The 23034-nt window shown below is 40.0% G+C and carries 17 protein-coding genes; 13 read left to right on the forward strand and 4 right to left on the reverse strand.

Annotated features, from left to right (window positions below; all coding sequences use genetic code 11):
• Window positions 1–78: 78 nt before the first annotated feature.
• The 5 genes from NIES593_RS00630 (at window position 79) to NIES593_RS00650 (ending at window position 9121) form a co-directional block, all read left to right on the forward strand.
• Window positions 79–1758 carry an efflux RND transporter periplasmic adaptor subunit gene (locus tag NIES593_RS00630; protein WP_073597744.1) on the forward strand — a complete coding sequence of 560 codons (1680 nt, stop codon included), beginning with the start codon at window positions 79–81 and terminating at the stop codon, window positions 1756–1758.
• A gap of 280 nt (window positions 1759–2038) precedes the next feature.
• Complete coding sequence (locus tag NIES593_RS00635) at window positions 2039–5230, forward strand: efflux RND transporter permease subunit (RefSeq protein ID WP_073597745.1); 3192 nt, start codon at window positions 2039–2041, stop codon at window positions 5228–5230.
• A 162-nt stretch (window positions 5231–5392) separates the two neighbouring features.
• Window positions 5393–6079: a SanA/YdcF family protein gene (locus NIES593_RS00640; protein WP_073597746.1), complete on the forward strand. Its 687-nt coding sequence runs from the start codon at window positions 5393–5395 to the stop codon at window positions 6077–6079.
• Window positions 6080–6170: 91 nt separating this feature from the next.
• Window positions 6171–7169, forward strand: a complete 999-nt coding sequence (gene sigB, locus NIES593_RS00645) for a sigma-70 family RNA polymerase sigma factor SigB (protein ID WP_073597747.1) — start codon at window positions 6171–6173, stop codon at window positions 7167–7169.
• 305 nt (window positions 7170–7474) lie between these two features.
• Window positions 7475–9121 carry an iron uptake porin gene (locus tag NIES593_RS00650; RefSeq protein ID WP_073597748.1) on the forward strand — a complete coding sequence of 549 codons (1647 nt, stop codon included), beginning with the start codon at window positions 7475–7477 and terminating at the stop codon, window positions 9119–9121.
• A 155-nt stretch (window positions 9122–9276) separates the two neighbouring features.
• Here NIES593_RS00650 and NIES593_RS00655 read toward each other — a convergent pair whose 3' ends face one another.
• Window positions 9277–10077: a hypothetical protein gene (locus NIES593_RS00655; RefSeq protein ID WP_073597749.1), complete on the reverse strand. Its 801-nt coding sequence runs from the start codon at window positions 10075–10077 to the stop codon at window positions 9277–9279.
• A 25-nt stretch (window positions 10078–10102) separates the two neighbouring features.
• Window positions 10103–10747, reverse strand: coding sequence for a hypothetical protein (locus NIES593_RS00660; protein ID WP_073597750.1), 645 nt, complete (start codon window positions 10745–10747; stop codon window positions 10103–10105).
• 294 nt (window positions 10748–11041) lie between these two features.
• Between NIES593_RS00660 and NIES593_RS00665 the strand changes: the two genes are divergently transcribed.
• The 4 genes from NIES593_RS00665 to NIES593_RS00680 are packed head-to-tail and all read left to right on the forward strand — an operon-like array spanning window position 11042 to window position 16058.
• Window positions 11042–14161, forward strand: a complete 3120-nt coding sequence (locus NIES593_RS00665) for an efflux RND transporter permease subunit (RefSeq protein WP_073597751.1) — start codon at window positions 11042–11044, stop codon at window positions 14159–14161.
• 35 nt (window positions 14162–14196) lie between these two features.
• The gene (locus tag NIES593_RS00670) at window positions 14197–14739 is read left to right on the forward strand and encodes a hypothetical protein (RefSeq protein WP_073597752.1); all 543 of its coding nucleotides are present in this window, start codon (window positions 14197–14199) and stop codon (window positions 14737–14739) included.
• Between the two features lie 33 nt (window positions 14740–14772).
• On the forward strand, window positions 14773–15132 hold the full coding sequence (locus tag NIES593_RS00675) for a DUF190 domain-containing protein (protein ID WP_073597753.1): 360 nt from the start codon (window positions 14773–14775) through the stop codon (window positions 15130–15132).
• Between the two features lie 11 nt (window positions 15133–15143).
• The gene (locus NIES593_RS00680; RefSeq protein WP_073597754.1) at window positions 15144–16058 is read left to right on the forward strand and encodes a cation diffusion facilitator family transporter; all 915 of its coding nucleotides are present in this window, start codon (window positions 15144–15146) and stop codon (window positions 16056–16058) included.
• Between the two features lie 311 nt (window positions 16059–16369).
• Here the strand turns inward: NIES593_RS00680 and NIES593_RS00685 are convergent, their stop codons facing one another.
• The gene (locus tag NIES593_RS00685) at window positions 16370–16855 is read right to left on the reverse strand and encodes a DUF2808 domain-containing protein (RefSeq protein ID WP_073597755.1); all 486 of its coding nucleotides are present in this window, start codon (window positions 16853–16855) and stop codon (window positions 16370–16372) included.
• A 338-nt stretch (window positions 16856–17193) separates the two neighbouring features.
• On the opposite strand from NIES593_RS00685, the gene rppA reads away from it, so the two are divergent.
• The 4 genes from rppA (at window position 17194) to NIES593_RS00705 (ending at window position 21601) form a co-directional block, all read left to right on the forward strand.
• Window positions 17194–17931, forward strand: coding sequence for a two-component system response regulator RppA (gene rppA, locus NIES593_RS00690; RefSeq protein WP_073597756.1), 738 nt, complete (start codon window positions 17194–17196; stop codon window positions 17929–17931).
• Window positions 17909–19309, forward strand: a complete 1401-nt coding sequence (gene rppB / locus NIES593_RS00695) for a two-component system sensor histidine kinase RppB (protein ID WP_073597757.1) — start codon at window positions 17909–17911, stop codon at window positions 19307–19309. Before rppA ends, rppB begins: the two co-directional genes overlap by 23 nt.
• A 225-nt stretch (window positions 19310–19534) precedes the next feature.
• Window positions 19535–20863 carry an Nramp family divalent metal transporter gene (locus NIES593_RS00700; protein ID WP_073597758.1) on the forward strand — a complete coding sequence of 443 codons (1329 nt, stop codon included), beginning with the start codon at window positions 19535–19537 and terminating at the stop codon, window positions 20861–20863.
• Between the two features lie 60 nt (window positions 20864–20923).
• Entirely contained in the window at window positions 20924–21601 is a 678-nt protein-coding gene (locus tag NIES593_RS00705) for a tetratricopeptide repeat protein (protein WP_073597759.1), read from the forward strand.
• 110 nt (window positions 21602–21711) lie between these two features.
• Here the strand turns inward: NIES593_RS00705 and NIES593_RS00710 are convergent, their stop codons facing one another.
• Entirely contained in the window at window positions 21712–22854 is a 1143-nt protein-coding gene (locus NIES593_RS00710; RefSeq protein WP_073597760.1) for an acyltransferase family protein, read from the reverse strand.
• Window positions 22855–23034 lie beyond the last annotated feature (180 nt).

Genomic DNA, 23034 nt, shown 5'->3' on the forward strand with positions numbered 1-23034 from the left:
CGGTAGTCCAAATTTGCACATTAAATGCCAACATCCAAAACGATTCTGCTTTCTCACTAACTTAGGACACAACAAGCGATGGGAATCTCTAATTTGTTTCAATGTTCTGCTCCACTGCGTTATGTTTCGTTGACAATGTTGAGTTTGTTACTACTAAATACTCCTACTACTGTTTTGGCTGGTGCTGGACACGACCATAGCGGTGCAAGTTCATTTCAGGGTAGTGGAAGCGAAGCACCTGGTTCTGTTGAAGTTGACGCAGAAACCGCAAAATTGCTAGGAGTTAAGGTCGAACCAGTGCAACGCCAACGATTAGCTATTGGCATTAAAACTACTGGACAGATTGAAACCTTACCTAGCCAGAAAGTGGAAGTCACCACCCCAATTCAAGGGGTAAAAGTAGTTGAACTGCTGGTAGAGCCAGGCGCATCAGTAAAGAAAGGTCAACCTGTCGCTGTTGTAACCAGTCCAGATTTAGTGACATTGCGCGTGGAATCTCAAGACAAATTAGCACAAGGTCAGGCTGATTTACAGCAGGCTGAAGCTGACTTGAGGCTGGCTCAACAAAATTACGATCGCTATCAACAAATAGCCGCAGCAGAAATCGCCCAAGCCCAAAGCCAAGTAGCATTTGCTCAAGAAAAGTACCAAAAAGATCAAGTATTAGCCACTGAAGGTGCTTTAGCACGTCGCAACGCTCTTGAATCTCAAACCCAACTAGCAGAAGCTAAAGCTAAACTAACCACAGCCAACAGCCGCCGCGATGTCATTGCGGCTGAAAATCAACTCAAACGCGCTCAAGCAGCAGTTAGCCTAGCAAAATCCAATATTAATCGCAGCAGTGCTATTTATGAAACTCGCCTTTCTCAACTAGGAAACCGTGCTAATGCTAAGGGACTAATAACAGTAACGGCTCCAATTTCAGGCAAGGTTATTTATAGGGAAGTTACTATCGGTCAATCATTTCAGGACGCGGGTGGTAAATTAATGACGATCGCAGATGATAGTCAGGTTTTTGCCACAGCGAATATCTATGAAAAAGATTTAGATAAAGTGAGGACAGGTCAACAGGTAAGGATGAAGGTTGCTAGTGTGCCTAATCAAACCTTTATAGGCAGGATTACACGGATTGGCTCAGTAGTCGAAGGAGAAACGCGAGTAGTACCAGTACAAGCCGAAATCAATAACGCTAGAGGGCAGCTAAAACCCGGAATGTTTGCCGAACTTGAAGTTGTAACAGACCAGACATCTACAGCTACTTTGGCAATTCCCCAGTCTGCTGTAGTAGATGCAAATAATAAGAAATTGGTCTATGTCCGAAACGGCAATGCCTTCCAATCTGTTGAAGTTGAGTTAGGACAAACCTCTGGAGATTTAATTGAGATTAAAAGCGGTTTATTCGAGGGAGATTCAGTCGTTACCCAACGTGCGCCACAACTTTATGCACAGTCATTGAAGGGTGGTAGTAAATCCAACGAAAGAGAAGAACAGGAACAAGCACATTCAGAGGATACTAAGGCTAACACCTTACCGCTACCTCTGTGGTTATTTGGAGCAGGAGGAGTGACCCTTGCTACTTTGGCTTTCCTAGCTGGTAGTTTCTGGTCTAGCCGTCGTAACCGTTCCCGTCTAATACCAATAGGTGACGGTTTTAATTATGAAACCGAGGTTTATATCGACAACCACAAACAACCAAGCTCCTCTACTCCCACCACTTCTGTTGAGAAAAATGACAAGGATACTCATTCCAATTACTAATAAAAAATTTGCGGTGCTGATTAAGAGTATGAATTTATCGGGCTACTACGCCTCGCTAACGCTAACACGCAGTACCGCTTTCGCGTAGAGTCCCGTAGGGAAGGCGGAACCCGCAGGGTGGCGCAGAGAGTAGGAGTTTTAAATCCTTGATTTTTTATTTCATACTTCAATTCAGCAACGCCAAAAAATTAATGTGGAATTTTAAATTCTCCCTTATAAAGTTGTGGATTTTAAATAATTAACAACTAATAACCAACAACAATTAACAACTAAATAGATAATGATTAGTACAGTTGCTAAATGGGTAATTTCTCGACGCTGGTTAGTAGTGATTGCGGCACTTATTTCCACAATAATCATATTATTTAATACCATCCCGCAAATGCCGTTGGATGTTTTCCCCAACTTTGCACCTCCCCAGGTCGAAATTGAAACAGAAGCTCCCGGACTCGCTCCTGAAGAAATAGAGTCTCTGGTGACATTACCAATTGAAAGCTCAATCAACGGTACTCCAGGAATCAGCGCAGTTCGTTCTTCCTCCTCAGCAGGGCTTTCTGTAGTCAGAGTTGTTTTTGGCTGGGGAACAGATATCTATCAAGCCCGCCAGTTGGTACAGGAACGACTGCAACAAGTAGTAAGTAAGCTACCTCAAGGAATTGAAACACCAAAACTCGCTCCTATCAGTTCACCTATCGGCACTGTATTAAAATATGCTTTCACAGTGGAAGATGAGGGACAGAAAGGAGAAACATCCATCCAAAACCCAACATCTAAAATCGACTTGATGGAAGTACGCCGAATCGTTGATTGGCAAGTTACAAACCGCCTTTTAGCAGTTCCTGGCGTTAGTCAAGTACTAGTGTATGGCGGTGATGTACGCCAGTATCAAGTACTAGTAGACCCGAATAAACTCAGAGCTTTTAATGTATCCTTACAGCAAGTATCTGAGGTAGTACAGGGAGCAAATGTCAATGCTCCTGGTGGCTTTTTAATCAGCCCTGACAAGCAAACTCTGATTCGGGGAATTGGCCGAATTGAATCCTTGGATGATTTAAAACAATCTGTAATTGTTGCCCGTCAAGGAACGCCTGTGCGCTTGGGAGATGTTGCCGAAATTCAAATTGGCGGTGCGATTAAGATAGGCGATGGCAGCTTAAATGGCAAAGATGCTGTAGTAGTGATGGTGAATAAGCAACCTCTAGCTGATACTCCCACCGTCACCCGTGCGATTGAAGCCGCAATATCTGAGCTAGCAGCAGGTTTACCGAAAGGAATTAAAGTAAATGCAACCTTCCGTCAAGCTGATTATATTGATGCTTCAGTAGAAAATGTTAGATCAGCCTTGGTAGAAGGTAGTATCATTGCAGCCGTTATCCTCATCCCTTTTTTAATGAATTGGCGGACTCTTGGAGTTGTGCTGTTAAATTTTGCCCTGACTTTTATATTTTCATTGCAAGTATTATCTTTTTTGGGCTTGGGGCTGAATACAATGACTTTGGGAGGATTAGCGATCGCCATTGGTACAGCGATTGATGATGCCATTGTCTATGCAGAAAATGTTTTTCGTTTGTTGCGACAAAATAAATATTCTCCTAATCCTAGTCCAATACTGAAAGTTGTCTTTGAAGGAGTAGAGGAAGTCCAGGAATCTCTGATTGGGGCAACTTTAATTACTATTGTCGTTTTTTCTCCAATATTTGCCCTCGCTGGTGTAGAGGGTCGGATTTTTGGCCCGATGGGTCTTAGTTATCTGGTGGTAGTTATAGTTTCTAGTTTAGAAGCGCTGCTTGTAAGTCCGGCTTTGTGTGCAATTTTACTTCCACACGGAAAAATGCCGTTAAAGGAACCATTAATACCCCGAATTTTCAAGCGGCTGTATTATCGTTGTCTAAATTTTGCTATCCGCAGCCCCATGATCATTATCTCTGTGGCTCTGGCGGGGATGATAGCGGCAATAGTGATTTTTCCAGCTTTGGGACGGGCTTTTTTACCAGAATTTCAAGAATCAACTTTGGTCAATACTTTAGCTCTTTATCCAGGTTCATCTTTAGAAGCTACTAACAGTGCCGCTTTTGTGTTGGAGAATAAACTCAAAGATGATCCCAGGTTAAAATATGTGCAGTTACGGGCAGGACGCGCCCCTAGCGATCCAGATGCAGCACCCGTAAATCTTGGTCATCTCGATATTGGTCTGAGTGACAAAGGAATGGAAAAGCGTAAAGAAACAGTAGAATGGTTGCGGGAAGAATTTAATAAAATACCTGGTGCTGCTGCAAATATTGGTGGATTTATTTCTCACAGAATTGATGAAATACTATCCGGGGTCAGAAGTCAAATTGCTGTAAAAATATTTGGTTCAGACTTAGAAGAACTCCGCCGGATTGGTCAACAAGTTGAAGGTGCAATGTCATCTGTGTCTGGGCTTGTAGATTTACAATTAGAACCGCAAGTTCCTATCGAACAAATTCAAATAAAATTTGACCGTGTTGCGGCATCACGTTATGGTTTAACAGTTGGGCAACTATCTGAACTTGTCGAAACTGCGCTTAATGGCAAAGTAGTATCGCAAGTTTTGGATAAGCAACAAAGTTTTGATTTAATTGTCTGGTTGCAGTCAGAATACCGGAATAATTTACAAACAATTGAAAATTTGTTAGTTGATACCTCTTCCCAAGGTGGAAATGAAGGGGGAAATAAAATTCCTTTAGCTAACGTGGCTAAAGTTACCTATGGCACTGGCCCAAATACCATTAACCGGGAAAATGTCTCGCGTCTAATTGTAGTATCTGCTAATGCTCAGGGCAAAGATTTGCGATCGGTAGTCAACGAAATTAAAAACAAAGTCAAGGCACAAGTGCAATTGCCCTCTGGTTACTTTATTCAGTATGGCGGTCAATTTGAAGCCGAAGAAAGAGCCTCACAAAATATTTTAATTTTCAGTGCTATTTCCTTTGTAGTGATTACGGTATTAATGTATCTTTCTGTCAAATCCATTGCCTCTACAGCAATGATTATGATTAACTTGCCCATCGCTTTAGTCGGAGGTGTAATTGCTGTAGCACTAACAGGGGGCGTTGTTTCAGTCGCTTCCTTGGTAGGTTTTGTGACTTTATTTGGTGTAGCTACTCGCAACGGACTACTTTTAGTAGACAATTACACTACTAAATTTTCTAGCGGAATGTCATTAAAAGAAATCCTTCTAGTCGGGTCAATGGAAAGACTCAATGCTATTTTGATGACATCCTTTACATCCGCTTTGGGATTAGTACCGTTAGTAATTGCATCGGGGCCAGGTAAGGAAGTTTTGCAGCCACTTTCGATAGTGGTTTTGGGTGGTTTGTTTACTTCTACAGCGTTAACCTTGCTGGTTTTACCTGCTTTGTACTCGAAGTTTGGTAGGTTTTTATTACCTAAGCGAAGTACGGCTGTTGAGGAAAATGGGAAGGTAGCTGGGGTGGTGTTGGAGAATTAATTAGCATCACTAAGTTAAGCGCAGATGGGACAGTAATTTTGCTAAAGTACAGCCAGTGAATTCTTTACTGGCTGATAATACAAGAATTAATTTATAGGTACATATAAACTTCCAATAATGGGCATCGCTGATCCAAGAAAATACTCGTACAATATCACTTTTATGAGATTTTTTGAAAAAAGTATAGGTGGAAAATATTTCAAGTTGTTCCGTTACCTGCAATGGATTTTGCTAGGTTTAGTAATTAGTGTATTAGCAAAACCTTTAATAGCAACGGCTTATATAGGTTTAATGACGAATGGCGATCGCTACCTTCAACCAGAATCAGTCCCAAAAGAACAGGTTGCAATAGTATTCGGCGCAGGAATCCTTCCTAATGGTAATCCCACACCCATGTTGTCAGACCGTGTAGAAGCTGCTGTCAAACTTTATAAAATGGGAAAGATTAGTAAACTCTTGATGACAGGAGATAACAGTACAGTTTCCTATAATGAGGTCAGGTCTATGCTGAAATATGCCCATGATCTGGGTGTACCGATGAAAAACATTACCCTAGACTATGCAGGTTTCAGCACTTATGAGAGTTGTTATCGCGCTCATAAGGTTTTTGGTGTACATAAAGCTGTTGTTATTACCCAAAATTATCATCTTCCCCGCACTGTTTATACCTGTCGCCAATTAGGACTAAAGACAGTTGGTTTAGGAACTCCAGATATAGAAATTTATGGACTACGAGGAATGATTCCCGATTTATTACGGGAATCATTAGCGAATGTCAAGGCTTTGTGGGAAGTTGACATTACCCGTCCCCGACCTACTTTTTTAGGACAGTTTGAACCAATTAATTGATGAAGTTTTTAAAATTTATCATTTCGATTATTTTATGCTTATTTATTTTTATGTGAACATTTGATTTTCTTCAATTGAGGCTAACATATTTATGCCTAATTCAACATCCCAAGTAACTAAACTTAAGAGCAAGAATAACGAATTTTCATCTACAGCAGATGCAGTAAGTATCTATCTTCATAAAATTGGACGTGTCCCTCTGTTAACCCATGAGCAAGAAATTTTTTTTGCTCAACAAGTTCAGCAAATGATGGCGATGTTTACTGCGAAGGAAGAGCTAGCTGAAAAATTACAGCGTGAACCCACTCTGCAAGAATGGGCTGACAAGATGCAGTTGAAAGAAGATGTGCTGCTGCAACAACTAAGTCAAGGACAAATTGCCAAGCAGAAGATGATTCAGGCTAATCTGCGGTTAGTAGTGTCTATTGCTAAAAAATACCAGAAACGCAATCTTGAGTTTCTAGACTTAATTCAAGAAGGTGCATTGGGGCTAGAACGAGGGGTAGAGAAATTTGATCCAACTCTTGGATACAAGTTTTCTACTTATGCTTACTGGTGGATTCGTCAGGGAATTACACGAGCGATCGCACAACAATCCCGCACTATTCGTTTACCCATTCACATGGCTGATAAACTGAACAAAATTAAGTGTGTTCAGCGAGAGTTATCTCAAAAGCTTGGTTACATTGCTGGCGTAACGGAAATCGCCCAAGCCCTCAATTTGGAACCCAGTCAGATTCGAGAATATTTGCAGCTTGTTCGTCAACCTGTTTCCTTGGATATGCGAATTGGGTTTGAGCAGGATACCCAATTACAGGATCTGCTGAAGGATGATGGTATGTCTCCCGAACGCTACGCCGAACGAGAATTGCTCTATCAAGACATTCACAACCTATTAGCAAAGCTGACTCCCCAGCAAAAGGAAGTCTTAATCTTGCGCTTTGGTTTAGCAGGTGGATGCGAACTGACCCTAGTACAGATTAGTCAACGGATGGGTATTAGTCGGGAACGAGTACGACAAGTGGAAAAACAAGCTCTCACGCTTCTACGAAGATATGGAATTGACTCACGCAGCTATCTAGCTGACTGATACTCTTTAATTTTGAAAGCTTGTAGTGTCAACTGGTAAGTGAAAAACCGCCTGCTTGCTGTCACTGGTCTAAATAATATCGTCATATTTGGTGGAGATGAGCGTCAGTATCAAGTGCTTGTAAACCCAGATAAATCGTTGCAAATTTTTAAGTTAGTAAACTAAATGAGAACTTAACAGTAAAATAACTTACTTCTAGACTATACTGGCACAACATAAAATTAAGATTGCATTATGGTATGAAATAGTACAGTTTAAAATTAGTGTTTGCGTCATCATTACGAGAGGGTGTGAGGAAAAATAATATGTCGAATCTATTGTGGAAAACACTTATATTCAGCCCAGTATTTTTGGGAGTAACTCTTGCTATTTCAGCTAGTGCGATTGCTGCTGACAGCCAACAACAGCCATCACAAACTCATCAGCCGTTACTTGCTCAAACAAACGCTGACGAAAACGTTTTTTCACAAATAAACCAATACAATCTTGAAGCCAATAATCAAACTTCACTATCTCAAGTCACATCCGTTTCTCAATTTTCGGATGTACAACCAACAGACTGGGCTTTTCAAGCTTTGCAATCTTTAGTAGAACGTTACGGTTGTATTGCAGGTTATCCCAACGGTACTTACCGGGGTAATCGTGCCTTAACTCGTTATGAATTTGCAGCAGGTTTGAATGCTTGTTTGGATAGAGTTAATGAACTGATTGCTACAGCAACTACTGATTTAGTAACAAAAGAGGATTTAGCTACCCTACAGCGTTTACAAGAAGAATTTTCTGCGGAACTAGCGACACTCAGAGGTCGAGTAGATGCGTTGGAAACACGGACGGCTGAGTTGGAAGCTAATCAGTTTTCGACCACCACAAAGCTAGTAGGTGAAGCGGTTTTTGCGGTTACGGATAGTTTTGGCAGCAACGATAGTAATAATACCGTTTTCCAAAACCGGGTGCGTTTAGACTTGCAAACTAGTTTTACAGGTAAAGATACCCTACACACTCGGATTGCAGCCGGTAATGCTACTCCATTATCTTTACCTAATAGTACTACTGAAGGTACTCAAACTTTTAACTTGTTTCTTGGTAGTAATAATAATGCTTTTATTGATTGGTTAGCGTATTACTTCCCTGTTGGCAACTCTCAAGTTTATGTAGCTGCTACTGGAGGTATTCAAAGTGATTATGTTCCCACTGTCAACCCTTATTTTGAAGACTTTGATAATGGTAACGGTGCTTTATCTACCTTTGCTTCCGAAAGTCCTATCTATCGCATCGGTGGTGGTGCAGGAATTGGTGTTAATGTCCCATTTGGTGGTGGTAGTACCTTTAAACCTTCATTAACTTTGGGTTATCTAGGATCTGAACCGAATAATCCTAGTCCAGGCTCAGGTTTATTCGATGGTAACTATGCAGCTTTAGCACAGTTGAATCTTAACGTTGGCGATCGCCTGACCTTGGCTGCAACCTACGTTCACGGTTATCATGGTGCAAATAGTGCTTTATTTGATGCTGGTTCGGTAAGTGCTGCTGTAGTTGGGACTTCACAAGCTAATTTTGTCGGTGGTGGCAATCCATTTGTAAGTAATTCTTACGGCTTTGAAGCAGCTTTCAGACCTAGCGATAAACTGTCAATTAGTGGGTTTGCACTCTACAGTAATATTACAGGCTTTGGAGCCAACGATAACGATGAAGTTTGGAGCTATGGATTGGGTGTAGCTTTACCCGACTTTGGCAAGAAGGGCAATCTTTTAGGCATTTTTGCAGGCGCGCAACCATATTTAGGTAGTAGCAACGGTGATAAACCCTATCACATTGAAGGCTTTTACAGGTATCGCATTAGTGATAACATTTCTATTACTCCTGGTGTGATTTGGTTAACTAATCCTGGTCAATCTGCTAACAATAACAATGATGCTGTGATTGGTACATTGAGAACAACTTTCACTTTCTAAAATAGAAGTTTGGGTTGACCATAGCTCAACTCAACAATTATGAATTAGGTGTTTTTAGTTTGTAATATTTTGATGCACTCTAATAACGTGTTTTATTTCCAGGCTTCAGGATACCCACTCTACCTACATGACTCTTGATTCAAGAACGCCGATTATCATTTTTGGAATCCTTTTCCTCTATAATTAACTAATTCTTCATATCCAGACATATAGGCATAATTATCTTTAATATCTAAGCCTAAAAATCTAGAAAAACGTGCAGATTCGTTTCCTATTAATTCTCCTTTTCGGGGCTTACCGTGGTAATTAGCTAAAGCAATTTTAGCTTGACGTAAGGATCTTACGGGTACAAAAACATCTGTTTGGTTAAAAGACCATAAACCTTCAGAATGTCTTGCCGCAAACAACAGTTCTCCTAATGCTTGGTTTTTTGCATCATCTTGTTTATAAGTTAGAGCTAGATGCTTATCTAAATAGATAATTCTTCCTGAATTAATATTTTCTGTAATATCTAAAGAGTCAATCAGATTTGATAAAAATTTTCGATGTTCAGGGTAAGTAGCACCGAGAAAAGGAATAACACCGACTACCCAACCCCTCGCTCCCGTTTCTTTATGAGTTTCATAATCTTGATAACATTGTTTTAAACACGGTATATAAAATTTATCAAAAGGGATTTTCATCTGAGAAATTGTTTGCATATTAACAGCTAATATAAACTTTTTAAATGATTTCGATTTCTCTAGTACCTTTATCAGAGTAGAATCATAAAATTTTTGGGGCTGATTCTGATATTTTTCCCATAACATATCAAATACAACTCTAAAATCTCTGCTATCATTGAGCAAAAAATCGTTTACTCTTTGATAGCCATAACTAGTAAAAACTTGTGATTGTATTTGTCTTAATTTTTCATTACTTTTAACTACAGTATTGCCAATGCGGATTTTAGACATAGTGTTTTTGTTTTTAAATGACTTTTTAGGAACTAGGAGGTAAAAGTTCTGTTAAAGGTATGGTTTCACGTTCAATTATGTTGATACTAAGAATTTCCTGTGCTTTGCTCGAATTGAGTGAAACAGTAAACATGAGATGCACATAATTTACTTGGTCATTTCCACTTGTATATGGAACAGCATGATAGATAACCGGAAACCTTTCTTGAGAATACATAATTAGAGGTTCTGTTAATCTGGCAAGAATTCGCGTTCCACCAAATATGTAGCTTCGTTCTTGAGCAACTTTCAACTCTGGTAAAGTCCACCAATTAAAAACTATTTCACCGTCAGAGCTATCACTAAGTCCCCATTCTTGACGATAATGTTTTGGAGTTAGAGTTAGTAAACCCTTACCTTCTTCATTTCGTCGCCGCTTCGCCAGTCTAATCAATGAGGAGTCAAATGCGGTGGCAATAGCTGACCTAAAATCTGATGACTCTTTAGCAAGATCGTTATATTTTATAAATGTAAAGGCATCTCCAATCCCTTTATTATCGTCGGTGATTATGTTCACTAACAAAATTTGATTGCCATTAACTAATTCTTCAAAATCTAATGAGCTATTGAGATATGGTGGCTTAGGTGGTTTACCAAATCCTTTTCCCCCGCTACGTTTTACTTTTGCCATCACTTACCTCTGCTGCTTAACCTAATCCAAAAAATATGATAATTACACAAATAGCGTCATTATTTTAACGTTTAGCTGACTCATTTACGGCAACTCATTGATGTTCAATAACCCAATGATAATTAGTTATGGATTTCAAAAAAGGAGTAAAGGAATCGCGATCGCCTACGATGGAGCGTAGTTTATCACCTAAACTCTCCCTTGTAAAAATTTCACCTGAATTTCATTCTAGTCTGTCATCCTAGAGAAAGTTAATGCTGACTCATCCTCAGTAAAACTTTATCTTTCTCACTAATGCTTAATTCTATTGTTAAATGGTCGATCACTCAACGTTGGCTAGTGGTTATTGCTTCCATCCTCATATCTGTTTGGGGCTTTCTCGTCCTGACACAAATGCCACTCGATGTATTTCCCAACTTTGCTCCACCGCAAGTGGAAATTATGACCGAAGCCCCAGGACTTGCACCAGAGGAGGTTGAATCCCTAGTTACTCAACCGATAGAAAGTGTGATTAACGGCACTCCCGGACTAGAAACATTGCGTTCTGCCTCAGCTGTCGGTCTTTCGTCTGTGAGAGCGACTTTTAGCTTGGATACAGAAATTTATCGCGCCCGCCAATTGGTAACGGAACGGTTGCAACAAGCACGCAGTCAACTACCGCAAGGTGTGGAAAACCCAGAGGTTCTGCCTGTTAGTTCACCCTTGGGATGGACTGTCAAATATGCCTTTACTTCTGAAACCACTCCGATGATGGAGGTCTGGCGGATTGTCAACTGGCAAGTGAAAAACCGCCTACTTGCTGTCCCTGGCGTAAGTAATGTCGTCATATTTGGTGGGGATGAGCGTCAGTATCAAGTGCTGGTAAACCCTGATAAGCTGAAAGCGTTTAATGTTTCCCTTGATGATGTCACCAAAGCAGCACAAGCAGCCAACGCTAATGCACCAGGGGGATTTTTAATTACTCCTGACCAAGAAACTTTGGTGCGAGGGGTTGGACGGATTGAATCTATTGAACAGCTAAAGAAATCAGTAATTAAAGCCAAAAATGGCACGCCAATCCTGTTGGAACAAGTGGCGGATGTCCAAATCGGTGCAGCACTCAAACGCGGTGATGGCAGTTTTGCGGGTAAAAAAGCGGTAATTTTGACAGTCAACAAACAGCCAGCAGCAGATACGCCAAAAGTAACGAAGGCAGTTGAGACAGCAATAGAGGAAATTCAAGTCGGTCTGCCCAAAGATGTCAAAATTACAACTACTTTCCGTCAGGAAGATTTTATCGAAGCCTCACTCAAAAACGTTGAAGAAGCTTTGCGCGATGGCACGATCATCGTCTGTGTCATCTTGATTTTATTTCTGATGAACTGGCGCACGGTGATTATTAGTTTGAGTGCGATTCCCGTGTCTTTGTTGTTGGGAATGATGATCCTGAATTGGACGGGACAAGGCATCAATACAATGACTTTGGGCGGACTTGTTGTTGCGATTGGTTCGGTGGTGGATGATGCAATTGTCGATATGGAGAATGTCTACCGCCGTTTGCGAGAAAACCAAATAGCAGGCAATCCTGTACCACCACTGCAAGTTGTTTTTAACGGCTCAGTGGAGGTGCGGGTAAGCGTACTGTTCTCGACAATCATTATTGCAGTCGTCTTTGCACCAATTTTTGCTCTTTCTGGTGTAGAAGGTCGGATTTTTACACCGATGGCTGTAGCTTATTTGCTGTCAATTGGCGCTTCTACCTTAGTAGCACTGACATTGACTCCAGCACTGTGCGCCCTTTTGCTAGTAAATCGGCGTTTACCAAGTACAGAAACTTGGGTTGAACGACTTTCTCATCGCCTGTATCGTCCACTTTTGAAATTTTCTATTCGTCGCCCCAAGATTATTTTGACAGGTGCGATCGCTGCTTTTGTGGCTTCAACGATGATTCTACTCTCGTTAGGGCAAGTTTTTTTACCAGAATTCCAAGACCGCTCTTTGGTAATCGCCGCAGTTTTAATGCCTGGTCAATCTCTGAATGCGACTAATCAAGTAGGGATAGCGATCGAAGAAGCCCTGAAAAAAAATCCTGGGGTTGAAACGGCTCAATTGCGCTCTGGACGGGCTGTAGGGGATACTGAGGTAGCTGGTGTAAACGGGGCGGAAATAGATGTCCAACTCAGCGAGGAGGGAGGAAAAGATCGAGAAAAAACAATTGAAATGATTCGTAAAGAATTTGATAAAATTCCCGGAGTCGTTCCCAATATCGGCGGGTTCATTTCGCACCGGATGGATGAAGTGCTTTCTGGGGTACGGAGTGCGATCGCTGTGAAAATTTTTGGACCCGATTTGGAAGAACTCCGCACCCTTGGTCAACAAGTACAATCAGCTATGGGCGGTGTTTCGGGTCTAGTAGATTTGCAACTAGAACCGCAAGTACCAATTAAACAGGTACAAATTCAATTCGACCGCAATGCAGCAGCCCGCTATGGTTTAACTATTGGCGAATTGTCAGAGATAATAGAAACTGCACTGAATGGGCGAGTCGTTTCCCAAGTATTGGAGCAACAACAAACCTTTGATATGGTGGTTTGGTTGCAAGAGAAATACCGTAACAATATTGAAATTATCGGTAATTTGTTAGTTGATACACCCAACGGACAAAAAATTCCCTTAGCCCAAGTCGCAAAAATTGACTACGGTACAGGCCCCAATACTATTAACCGCGAGAATGTCTCTCGTTATATTGTTGTCTCCAGCAATGTGGCTGGACGTGATTTAGGTTCTGTGATTAAAGATATCCGGGACAAAGTTAAGCAAGAAGTACAATTACCTCCCGGCTATTACATTGAATACGGCGGTCAATTTGAAGCACAAGAAGGAGCTACAAAAACTTTACTTTCGGCTGGTGGATTAGCTTTTGTCGCTATTGCAGTTCTGATTTACTTTGCTGTCAAGTCGATTCCTGCCACCATCATGATCTTGATAAACTTGCCCTTAGCCTTAGTGGGTGGAGTCATTTCCATCGCTTTAACTGGTGGTATTCTCTCTGTAGCTTCAATGGTAGGATTTATTACCTTATTCGGCGTTGCTACACGTAATGGACTATTACTGGTTGAGAACTACAATTCTAGGATGGCAGAAGGACAACCTCTGCGACAGGCTTTGATGGAAGGGTCAGTAGAAAGGTTGGCTGCTATCTTAATGACGGCGCTATCATCGGCTCTGGGTATGGCACCCTTGGTAATTGGTAGCGGAGCCGGAAAAGAAATCCTCCAGCCGCTAGCCGTTGTAGTGTTAGGTGGATTGTTTACCTCAACCGCTTTAACCCTGTTAGTGCTTCCGGCTTTGTATGTACAGTTTGGTAGATTTTTGGTGCCGAAAAAGACTGAGCCAATTATTCAGCCAGAAATTGCAGGAGAGGCAAGTTTTTAGTTGTTAATTGACCAAAAATTGAGGAATGTAAATCAATGAAATTTTTGAAACCCAGCTTCGTAATTTTAGGTAGTGTAAGCTTGCTTTTCTTAGGTGCTTGTAGTGGCAGTAATCAAGCTATAAATTCAGAGAATAAATCGGCATTAACAACAGAAACGGCTGCCAAAACTGAAATCGCAGCGAAAGATAATCACTCGGAAAATGATGGTCATTCTCATAGTAAAAATAATGCTCTTGAGCATTCCGAAGATGGTAAAGGTGAACATTCACATGGCGGTCAAGTTTTAGAGTCTGGGCAGTATCATTTGGAGTTTGTTACTGAAGCAAAGGATAATGAAACTCATTTAGATTTCTATTTAAAGAAAGGAGAAAAACATACTACAGTTTCGGATGCAAAAGTAACTGCTCAAGTTCAGCTACCTGATGGTAGTCAAAAATCGCTTCCCCTCACTTATGAAGCTAAAGAACAACATTACCATGCTGTACTTTCTGAAAAAGCAGCAGGTGAATATAAAGTTGCTATTCTTTCTGATGTCAATGGTGAAAAAGTAAACGGTCGCTTTACCTTCAAGCGATAATTAATAGCAAGTGGTAGCGATAGGATAACAGTTATGGTTCAACAGTACAATTACGAACCAATTAAATGGAAGGAGCTAACAATCTATATCAGTGAGTCTGATAGTTGGAAGCACCAACCACTTCACCAAACTCTATTGGGAATCGCCCGCCAACAGGGAATAACAGGGATGACGGTGATGCGAGCAATTTCTGGATATGGCAAACATGGAATTTTTCGCACTATGAACGAGCTAGATCCATCTATTGAGTCTTCTGTGCTACCACTTGTCATTACAGTTATTGATAGTGAAAGTGTAATAACCGAATTTTTTTCCTTGGTCAAAGATATGCTTAAAGATAAGTTTGTCACTTGTCAAAGCATAGAAATTCTTTCGCCATTAGTAACGCTTTAAGGGCAGTATTCATGTCTCACAATCACAGTCACGGACACAGCCACGAACCGACTAATTACAACCGTGCCTTCATTATTAGCGTTGCTCTCAACACTGGATTTGTTGTCATTGAAGTAATTTATGGGTTAGCTGCCAATTCCCTTGCCTTACTTGCCGATGCTGGTCACAATTTGAGTGATGTTCTAGGTTTGTTACTTGCCTGGGGAGCAAGCTTCCTCGGTCGTCGCCAACCGACACCACGCCGCACTTACGGGTTACGTCGCTCCTCGATTTTAGCAGCTCTATTAAACGCTATCCTCGTACTTGTAGCTTCTGGTGCAGTTGCCTGGGAAGCCATACAGCGTTTTGCTCAACCTAGTCCAGTATCAGGTAGTACAATTATCGGCGTGGCTGCGGTAGGTATTGCCATCAATATGGGAAGTGCCTTGATGTTTCTGCCTGGTCGTGAAAGAGACTTGAATATTAGGGGAGCCTTTATTCACTTAGTTGCTGACGCGGCGGTGTCTTTGGGTGCAGTCCTGGCTGGTATTGCGATTGTTACCACTGGTTGGCTATGGTTTGACCCAGTTGTAAGTTTGATGATCGTTGTCGTGATTATTGTGAGTACTTGGCAATTGTTCCAAGAATCTTTGAACTTAGTCACAGATGCAGTACCAGCAGGTATTGAACCACTTGCAGTCCGTACATTCTTAGCTGAACTTCCTGGTGTATCTAGTGTTCATGACTTGCACATCTGGGCAATGAGTACCACAGAAACAGCTCTCACTGCTCACTTAATTATGCCTACTAGAAATCCTAATGATGCTTTTTTAGTTGAGGTAAATCAACAACTTCACGACCATTTTGGTATCGAACACACTACAATTCAGATAGAAACAGGCGATCCAAGTTATCCATGTCCTCTTGCTCAAGAAAACGTGGTTTAAATCAATTTAGTACAAATAAAATGTTCTTGGCTTAATCTATTTTTAATCTTCAAAATATTTTTACTTTTAAGGCAGACAAAAAATCATCTTTTCTTATACAGCATAGAAAAAGATGATTGATCATATTAATCATTAATCACACTTTTAGGTAATGATAGATGGCTTTATGTTTTGATGTTAATTGCTCATGAAATAATACCAATTTCATTAATCTTTGCGACACATGAATAGCTGTAAGGGCGTACGTCGTACGCCCCTACCAAGCTATCTGTCGCATTCTTTTTTCAAATTGGTATAAGTTAAAAATCATATTATTTTAGACGAAATCCTACTGTACCTAAATGTATTGGTGTTTCACTACCTTCAAGCTTGGCAAGTAGACGGTAAACAGGTCCATTACCCAGAGTGACTCTTCTGACATTTTTGATATCAATTTCTAAGTCCGTATTAGGTGCTATGGATTCAGCAAAACTAAGGACTATGACTTTACCATTAATGCTTACATTGGGGGTAACTTTTTTACCATTTCCATCTGTTACAACTAAATCTTTAGTTTTGTTACTCCAATTCACAACTTCTGGAACTTGAATAATTACTTGTGTTAGTGGATTACTATTTTTAGGAACGTGTATTTCAAAAGTATGTCTTACTATATCCGCACGAGTGGGAGGAAAATTATGGTGAGAATCGATATGAGGAATATTGGCACTATCATCATGAGCATTCGCACGGAAGTTTGTAGTAGATAAAACGGTGAGTAAAGTTATTGCAGGAATTAGAAGCAGTAATTTTTTCATGATAGATTTCCAATGACTTTTGTGACGTTATCTATTATTAATTTTGGCTGCTGCAAATGAAATTTGGGTGAAATTTCTCTAAAAGACACAAAACTCATCTATTGGTTCTACTAATCTTGATTATTGATATTCTTAATACAAAGTTATCTTTGTATCCGAAGCTACTTATTTGTTTTGATTTTTCAGAAATTTATTGAACTGGCTAAAATTTCACCCAAATTTCATCTCACTTTGTCATGCTATATAAGATGTCACTTCATCTACCAAAATTACTTTGGTAATCAAATAGCATAATGGAGTAATTAAATTAACCAATTATTAAAGTAAATTTACTGTTTATGAAAGTTTTGCTAGTTGAAGATGAGCCAGATTTGGGTGCATCGATTCAGCGAAAGTTGAGTAAAGAAAGATATATTGTTGACTGGGTTTTGGATGGAAATGAAGCCTGGACTTATCTAGAACATGATTGGACTCAATATACACTGGCAATTTTTGATTGGTTGTTACCGGGAATGTCAGGCATAGAACTATGTAAGCGATTACGGGATCGGGGTGATGCTTTACCCGTGCTGATGCTAACTGCTAAAGATAGCATGGCAGATAAGGTAGCAGGACTAGATGCAGGGGCAGATGATTATTTGATCAAGCCGTTTGGCATGGCAGAACTACTGGCACGGTTGCGTGCCTTGCAACGGCGAGCTTCTTTTGGAGGCGCATCGCTTACGTCTCAGTTCCAGCCTTTACAATTGCAAGTTGGTGGACTTATCCTGGACTGCGGTAATTGTACAGTTTCTCGACAGTACCCGAATGGTGAAAATAAGGTAATTTATTTAACAAAAAAAGAGTTTCAATTATTAGAATACTTGATGAAACGTCCTAATACAGTTATTACCCGCGACCAAATTTTAAATCATCTGTACGCCTTTAGTGCAGAGCGTGTTAGTAATGTAGTAGCAGCTCAAATCCGACTTTTGCGTCGCAAATTATCGGAATATGGTTGTGATGGGCTAATCGAAACTGTTCCTAGTATGGGCTATCGTTTCAATCCTGGCAATGCAGATTCGACTATTTCGTAAGACTCGCTGGCAATTGGCTACCTGGTATGCGGTAGCTATGGCTCTGATTCTATCCTTATGCGGTTTCGTGGTTTACGAGGTAATCATTGATGCTTATGTGGCTTCTATCAACCGGGAACTGGAATCGGTAGCAGGTACACTACATGATGTAATTGAACCAACTTTGAAACAACCTGGTATTACAGAGCCAGTTTTCCAGCAGGTTTTACCAAATATTTGTTTAGCCCAGTCTAGTTGTCCTACCCAAAATATCCTGAGTCACAGTCAAAGCACCCATAATGAACACGGCATTTTTAGTACTGTATACAAAGAGAAGCAATATTACATCCGTTTTGTAGATGGTTCAGGACGATTAATTGCAGTGGCAGGTTTCCAACCTGATGAATTGCCACCGACTGTACAAACCCAAGTGTGGCAAGTAGTCAAAGACTTGCAAGGTAATCGTTACAGTCAAAAATCTCTACTGCTGCACACTCAAGATAATCAAGATTGGGGCTATATTCAGGTAGGGCGTAATTTAAATGACCTGGATAGTCGTCTGGCTGCTTTGAAGTTAATTTTGGCGGTGGGATTGCCAATTACGGTATTGTTAGTTGGCGGTTCCAGTTGGTGGCTGGCAGGGTTAGCAATGCGGCCAATTGACTCTTCGTATAAACAAATGCAACAGTTTACGTCTGATGCCTCTCATGAGTTGCGTACTCCTCTTGCAGCGATTAATGCAACGGTAGAAACTTTATTTGATATGGAGTATCTGTCTGAGGAGGCGCGAGATATTTTGGCATCTATTCAACGTCAGAATCATCGATTAGCTGAACTAGTTCAGGATATGCTGTTACTGTCTCGATTGGAACAGCAAATGTTAGCGACACAACAAATACATTGCTGTCTGAATATTTTGATTAATGACCTGATAGAAGAATTTTCAGCGTTAGCGGCTGCGGCTTCTTTGCAGCTAACATCTTTGGTGTTATGCCAAGAGTTTTTATACGTGATGGGAGATGAAGATCAACTGTTGCGTGTGCTTTCTAATCTAATTGCCAATGCTATTCAATACACCCCTGCTGGCGGTTATGTAACTGTTATCCTCAAACGCAGCAACGGTAATGCTGTAATTGAAGTTCAAGATACAGGTATTGGTATTGCATCGCACGAACAAAAGCGGATTTTTGACCGTTTTTACCGAGTGAATAGCGATCGCTCGCGTAGTACCGGTGGCTCTGGATTAGGACTAGCGATCGCTCAGGCAATTGTTCAAGCTCATAGAGGTAGTATACAGATGCAAAGCCAAATTGGTAAAGGTAGCACTTTCATCGTTCACTTACCCTTGACAGACGAAGCGATCGCTCGTGTTGTACTGAGGGATCTGGATTTGGGTTAGCGATTCCAGGGCGTAGCGCTTCGCTATCGCGCAAGCAATTGAGAATTGAATACTCTCCTAAAAAATATAGTATAAAAAAATACTGTATTTATAAGTGGTAAGACAAGGTTTTTACTTTTGAAATCTTGAGGAGATTAATATTCATGCCAGATTTTTTCAAATAATGAGAAGAATATGAAAAAATAAATTATGAAAAGAATATGAGAATATTTTATAGCAAAGTAAATGACTCCTCCAGAAAACAGACCTAGTTTACCAGAGGTTCACCGTAGTATTAGAGTCCCCAACAGCAACAGCTTTTGGCGCAAGATGCTGGCTTATGCAGGGCCAGGGTATTTGGTTTCAGTCGGATACATGGACCCTGGCAACTGGGCAACAGACATTGCTGGAGGGTCAAAGTTCGGGTACACGTTGTTAACAGTAATCCTGCTGTCCAACCTGATGGCGATATTGCTGCAATCTCTATGTGTGCGTTTGGGAGTTGCTACAGGGCGAGATTTGGCGCAGGCTTGTCGAGATTATTTCAAACCAAGGGTAAGCTTTTGTTTATGGGTACTGTGTGAGATTGCGATCGCTGCTTGTGACTTAGCGGAACTATTGGGAAGTGCGATCGCACTGCAACTTCTATTTGGGATTCCGTTAGTGTGGGGTGTTTGCATCACAGCACTTGATGTCCTGGTGTTGTTATTCCTGCAACACAAAGGCTTTCGCTATACAGAAGCTTTGGTAATAATGCTAGTAGCAACTGTAGGCATCTGTTTTACAGCAGAAATTCTGTTCTCTCGACCTGATGTGGGGGGAATTTTATTGGGATATCTACCTAAAAAAGAAATTTTACAAAACCCAGAGATGCTATACATTGCCATTGGCATTTTAGGGGCAACAGTGATGCCTCACAATTTGTATTTACACTCCTCTATTGTGCAAACCCGTGATTGGCAACCTAGTACTGAAAAAAGATGGGAAGCGATTAAGTTCGGCACAATTGATTCAACTTTTGCTTTGTCATTAGCACTATTCATCAACTCAGCGATTTTAATTGTGTCTGCTGCAACATTTCATTTTTCTGGTAATCAGAATGTGGCAGAAATTCAAGATGCTTATAAATTACTTTCACCACTGTTAGGAGTCAGTACTGCTAGTGCTATTTTTGGCATTGCATTACTTGCTTCTGGGCAAAGTTCAACGTTGACTGCGACTCTAGCAGGACAAATTGTTATGGAAGGCTTTTTGCAATTTTGCCTTCCGTCGTGGTTACGCCGTTTAATAACCCGTCTGCTTGCCATCATTCCAGCGTTAATTACAATCATTCTGTTTGGTGAAAATAGTACAAGCAGCCTCATAGTTCTCAGTCAAGTCATCCTCAGTTTACAGTTACCGTTTGCAGTAATTCCCTTGGTGATGTTTACAAGTAATCGCCGCTTGATGGGTGAGTTTGTTAATCCCGTGTGGTTAAAATCTTTAGCTTGGTTAGTCGCTATTGTTATTGTTGGCTTAAATGCTTGGTTGCTATTACAAAGTCTTTGGGGATGGTTATCACAAGTTCCCAGTTAAAATAAAGGAACAGATCCGTGGCAATCCAATGTCATGCTGCAAGAATGAAGGGGTAAAGCCATGAAATATATCAAGCGAACAATAGCCATTCTGGGAATAATGAGTTTACTGGGTGTAATGCCTGCTGCTGTTTCTGCGCGAGAAGCACAAATACCTTTGAAGGCGACGAACTTCCAAGAGTACTATAACCAAGGAGTGCAAAAGCTTGAGCAAGGCAACTTCAATGGTGCGATCGCAGATTTTAACTCTGTAGTACAGCTGAATCCAAAATTTTACGAGGGTTTTTGCCTTCGAGGTTTAGCTAAATCTCAATTGAGAGACTTTAATGCTGCAATTTCTGACTTTAACTTAGCATTGCGGTTAAATCCCAAGCATACAGATGCTTATAATGGTCGGGGAATTTCTTATGTAGAACTAGGAGATTTTCAGAAAGCAATTGCCGACTTTAACCAGACAGTGAAAATTGATCCAAACTCACAAGATGGTTATTACAATCTAGGAATGGCCCATTTTAGACAGGGAAATCATCAGCAAGCGATCGCAGATTTTAATCAAGCACTACAAATCAATCCCAATCTAGCTGATGCCTATGGCAACCGAGGACTGGCACAATATGCTTTAGGAGACAGTAAGAGTGCTGTTACAGACCTTCAGCAAGCTGCAAAACTGTTTCTTAAACAAGGCGATACCCAAGCTTATCAACAAACACAAACTCTGATTCAGCAAGTTCAGCGTTAGTAATTTGTTTAGGGTAATGATATAAGTGTTAATAAACCCGGTTTCCTTGCGAATCGGGTTCGTAAAAATTTAAATGCACACAATGATTTAGATTTCTGTGAGTAACAAGATTATTTTTTGAGTTTCATCCCAAATAAAATTCGTGTCAGATTGAATCGTTTTATCAAAAAATGGTAAGCCACAAGAATACTAATACTTGAAGTCAGAAGAATACACAGAAACTTCAGCATCAGTGCAGTCTTCCATTGCACAATATAGAAGCCTATAGGTACAATAAATGTCATATGTATAATATAAATTGGATATGAAGCTTGATTTAAATATGCAAGGAATAAATGATTCCTGTTTAAGTATTTTTTTGCAAAATTTAAAATCACAATAACCCAACATAAAGTATTTAAACTAAGCAATAATTGATCCAGTATACTTCTAAATGAAAATCCCCATATTAAAGGAAAAAAATCATTTTTTGAATAGAGATAAAATAATGTGATTGTTAGAGCTAAAATTAATGAAGTTGAATTATTTTTATCAATAGCTTTTTGAAATTCTTGATCTAGGGGATATAAATATCCAAGTAAAAAATATATGATAAAGTAGACAGGATTATAATATGCTATTACTGTCATCCTAGCTAAAGCTAAAGGAACTACACATAAAAAAATTATTATAGGATTCTGAGCTAAATATTTAGCTGAATTGCTAATAAACTGTTGCTTATCTCTTATTTGTAAGTATTTGAAAATGGGTAAAGTGATCAAAGAAAAACAAAATAAGTATAGAACAAACCATAAATGTGCAGGTGAAAAACCTCCTGTAAATATTGTAATGTTTTTATGACTAAAATTAAAGAAAGAAGGATAATATTCATAATAAAATAAATCAATATTTTTGTTATGACTAATAAACCCAAAGTAGCTAATAGGTGGAATGAGAAATAACACTCCAAAAATAAGTGGTATCAACAGTTTTTTAAACCTTTCTAAACAATATTGTTTTTGTGTTCTATTGTCTAAAGAATACTTTGCTGCTGCTCCAGCAATAAAAAAGAAAAGAGGCATAAACCACAGGTCTACAAAACTAACAAAGAGATTAAGTACAGGAGAAATAATATCATTCTGAACAAAATAACAACCAAAGCGAGGACAGTTAAAAATTCGAGCAGTATGGTAAGGAATCAGCAGGAGAGTCGCTAATATCCTCAAGGAATCTAAATCGTAACGCCTGACTGAATTTTCTTTAAGAGCGGACACTAATTTTTTCCTTGTTTAGTTTCACATAAAGCATTTAAGTCTTGATGATATTGAGTGCAACAAAATCCTAGCTACACAACATCACAAATCTTCAACCTTGATTTCATCTTGATTTCATTTTCATTTGAGACATTAAATACAGTGCCAGATTGTCATAATTACAGATTATTCCAGATGGAT

Source organism: Hydrococcus rivularis NIES-593 (assembly GCF_001904635.1).
Lineage (GTDB): Bacteria > Cyanobacteriota > Cyanobacteriia > Cyanobacteriales > Microcystaceae > Hydrococcus > Hydrococcus rivularis.

Excerpts from the sequence above, each read along its gene's own strand:
- NIES593_RS00630 (WP_073597744.1), top strand. The coding sequence starts at position 79 with ATGGGAATCTCTAATTTGTTTCAATGTTCTGCTCCACTGCGTTATGTT.
- NIES593_RS00635 (WP_073597745.1), top strand. The coding sequence starts at position 2,039 with ATGATTAGTACAGTTGCTAAATGGGTAATTTCTCGACGCTGGTTAGTA.
- NIES593_RS00640 (WP_073597746.1), top strand. The coding sequence starts at position 5,393 with ATGAGATTTTTTGAAAAAAGTATAGGTGGAAAATATTTCAAGTTGTTC.
- sigB (WP_073597747.1), top strand. The coding sequence starts at position 6,171 with ATGCCTAATTCAACATCCCAAGTAACTAAACTTAAGAGCAAGAATAAC.
- NIES593_RS00650 (WP_073597748.1), top strand. The coding sequence starts at position 7,475 with ATGTCGAATCTATTGTGGAAAACACTTATATTCAGCCCAGTATTTTTG.
- NIES593_RS00655 (WP_073597749.1), bottom strand. The coding sequence starts at position 10,077 with ATGTCTAAAATCCGCATTGGCAATACTGTAGTTAAAAGTAATGAAAAA.
- NIES593_RS00660 (WP_073597750.1), bottom strand. The coding sequence starts at position 10,747 with ATGGCAAAAGTAAAACGTAGCGGGGGAAAAGGATTTGGTAAACCACCT.
- NIES593_RS00665 (WP_073597751.1), top strand. The coding sequence starts at position 11,042 with ATGCTTAATTCTATTGTTAAATGGTCGATCACTCAACGTTGGCTAGTG.
- NIES593_RS00670 (WP_073597752.1), top strand. The coding sequence starts at position 14,197 with ATGAAATTTTTGAAACCCAGCTTCGTAATTTTAGGTAGTGTAAGCTTG.
- NIES593_RS00675 (WP_073597753.1), top strand. The coding sequence starts at position 14,773 with ATGGTTCAACAGTACAATTACGAACCAATTAAATGGAAGGAGCTAACA.
- NIES593_RS00680 (WP_073597754.1), top strand. The coding sequence starts at position 15,144 with ATGTCTCACAATCACAGTCACGGACACAGCCACGAACCGACTAATTAC.
- NIES593_RS00685 (WP_073597755.1), bottom strand. The coding sequence starts at position 16,855 with ATGAAAAAATTACTGCTTCTAATTCCTGCAATAACTTTACTCACCGTT.
- rppA (WP_073597756.1), top strand. The coding sequence starts at position 17,194 with ATGAAAGTTTTGCTAGTTGAAGATGAGCCAGATTTGGGTGCATCGATT.
- rppB (WP_073597757.1), top strand. The coding sequence starts at position 17,909 with ATGCAGATTCGACTATTTCGTAAGACTCGCTGGCAATTGGCTACCTGG.
- NIES593_RS00700 (WP_073597758.1), top strand. The coding sequence starts at position 19,535 with ATGACTCCTCCAGAAAACAGACCTAGTTTACCAGAGGTTCACCGTAGT.
- NIES593_RS00705 (WP_073597759.1), top strand. The coding sequence starts at position 20,924 with ATGAAATATATCAAGCGAACAATAGCCATTCTGGGAATAATGAGTTTA.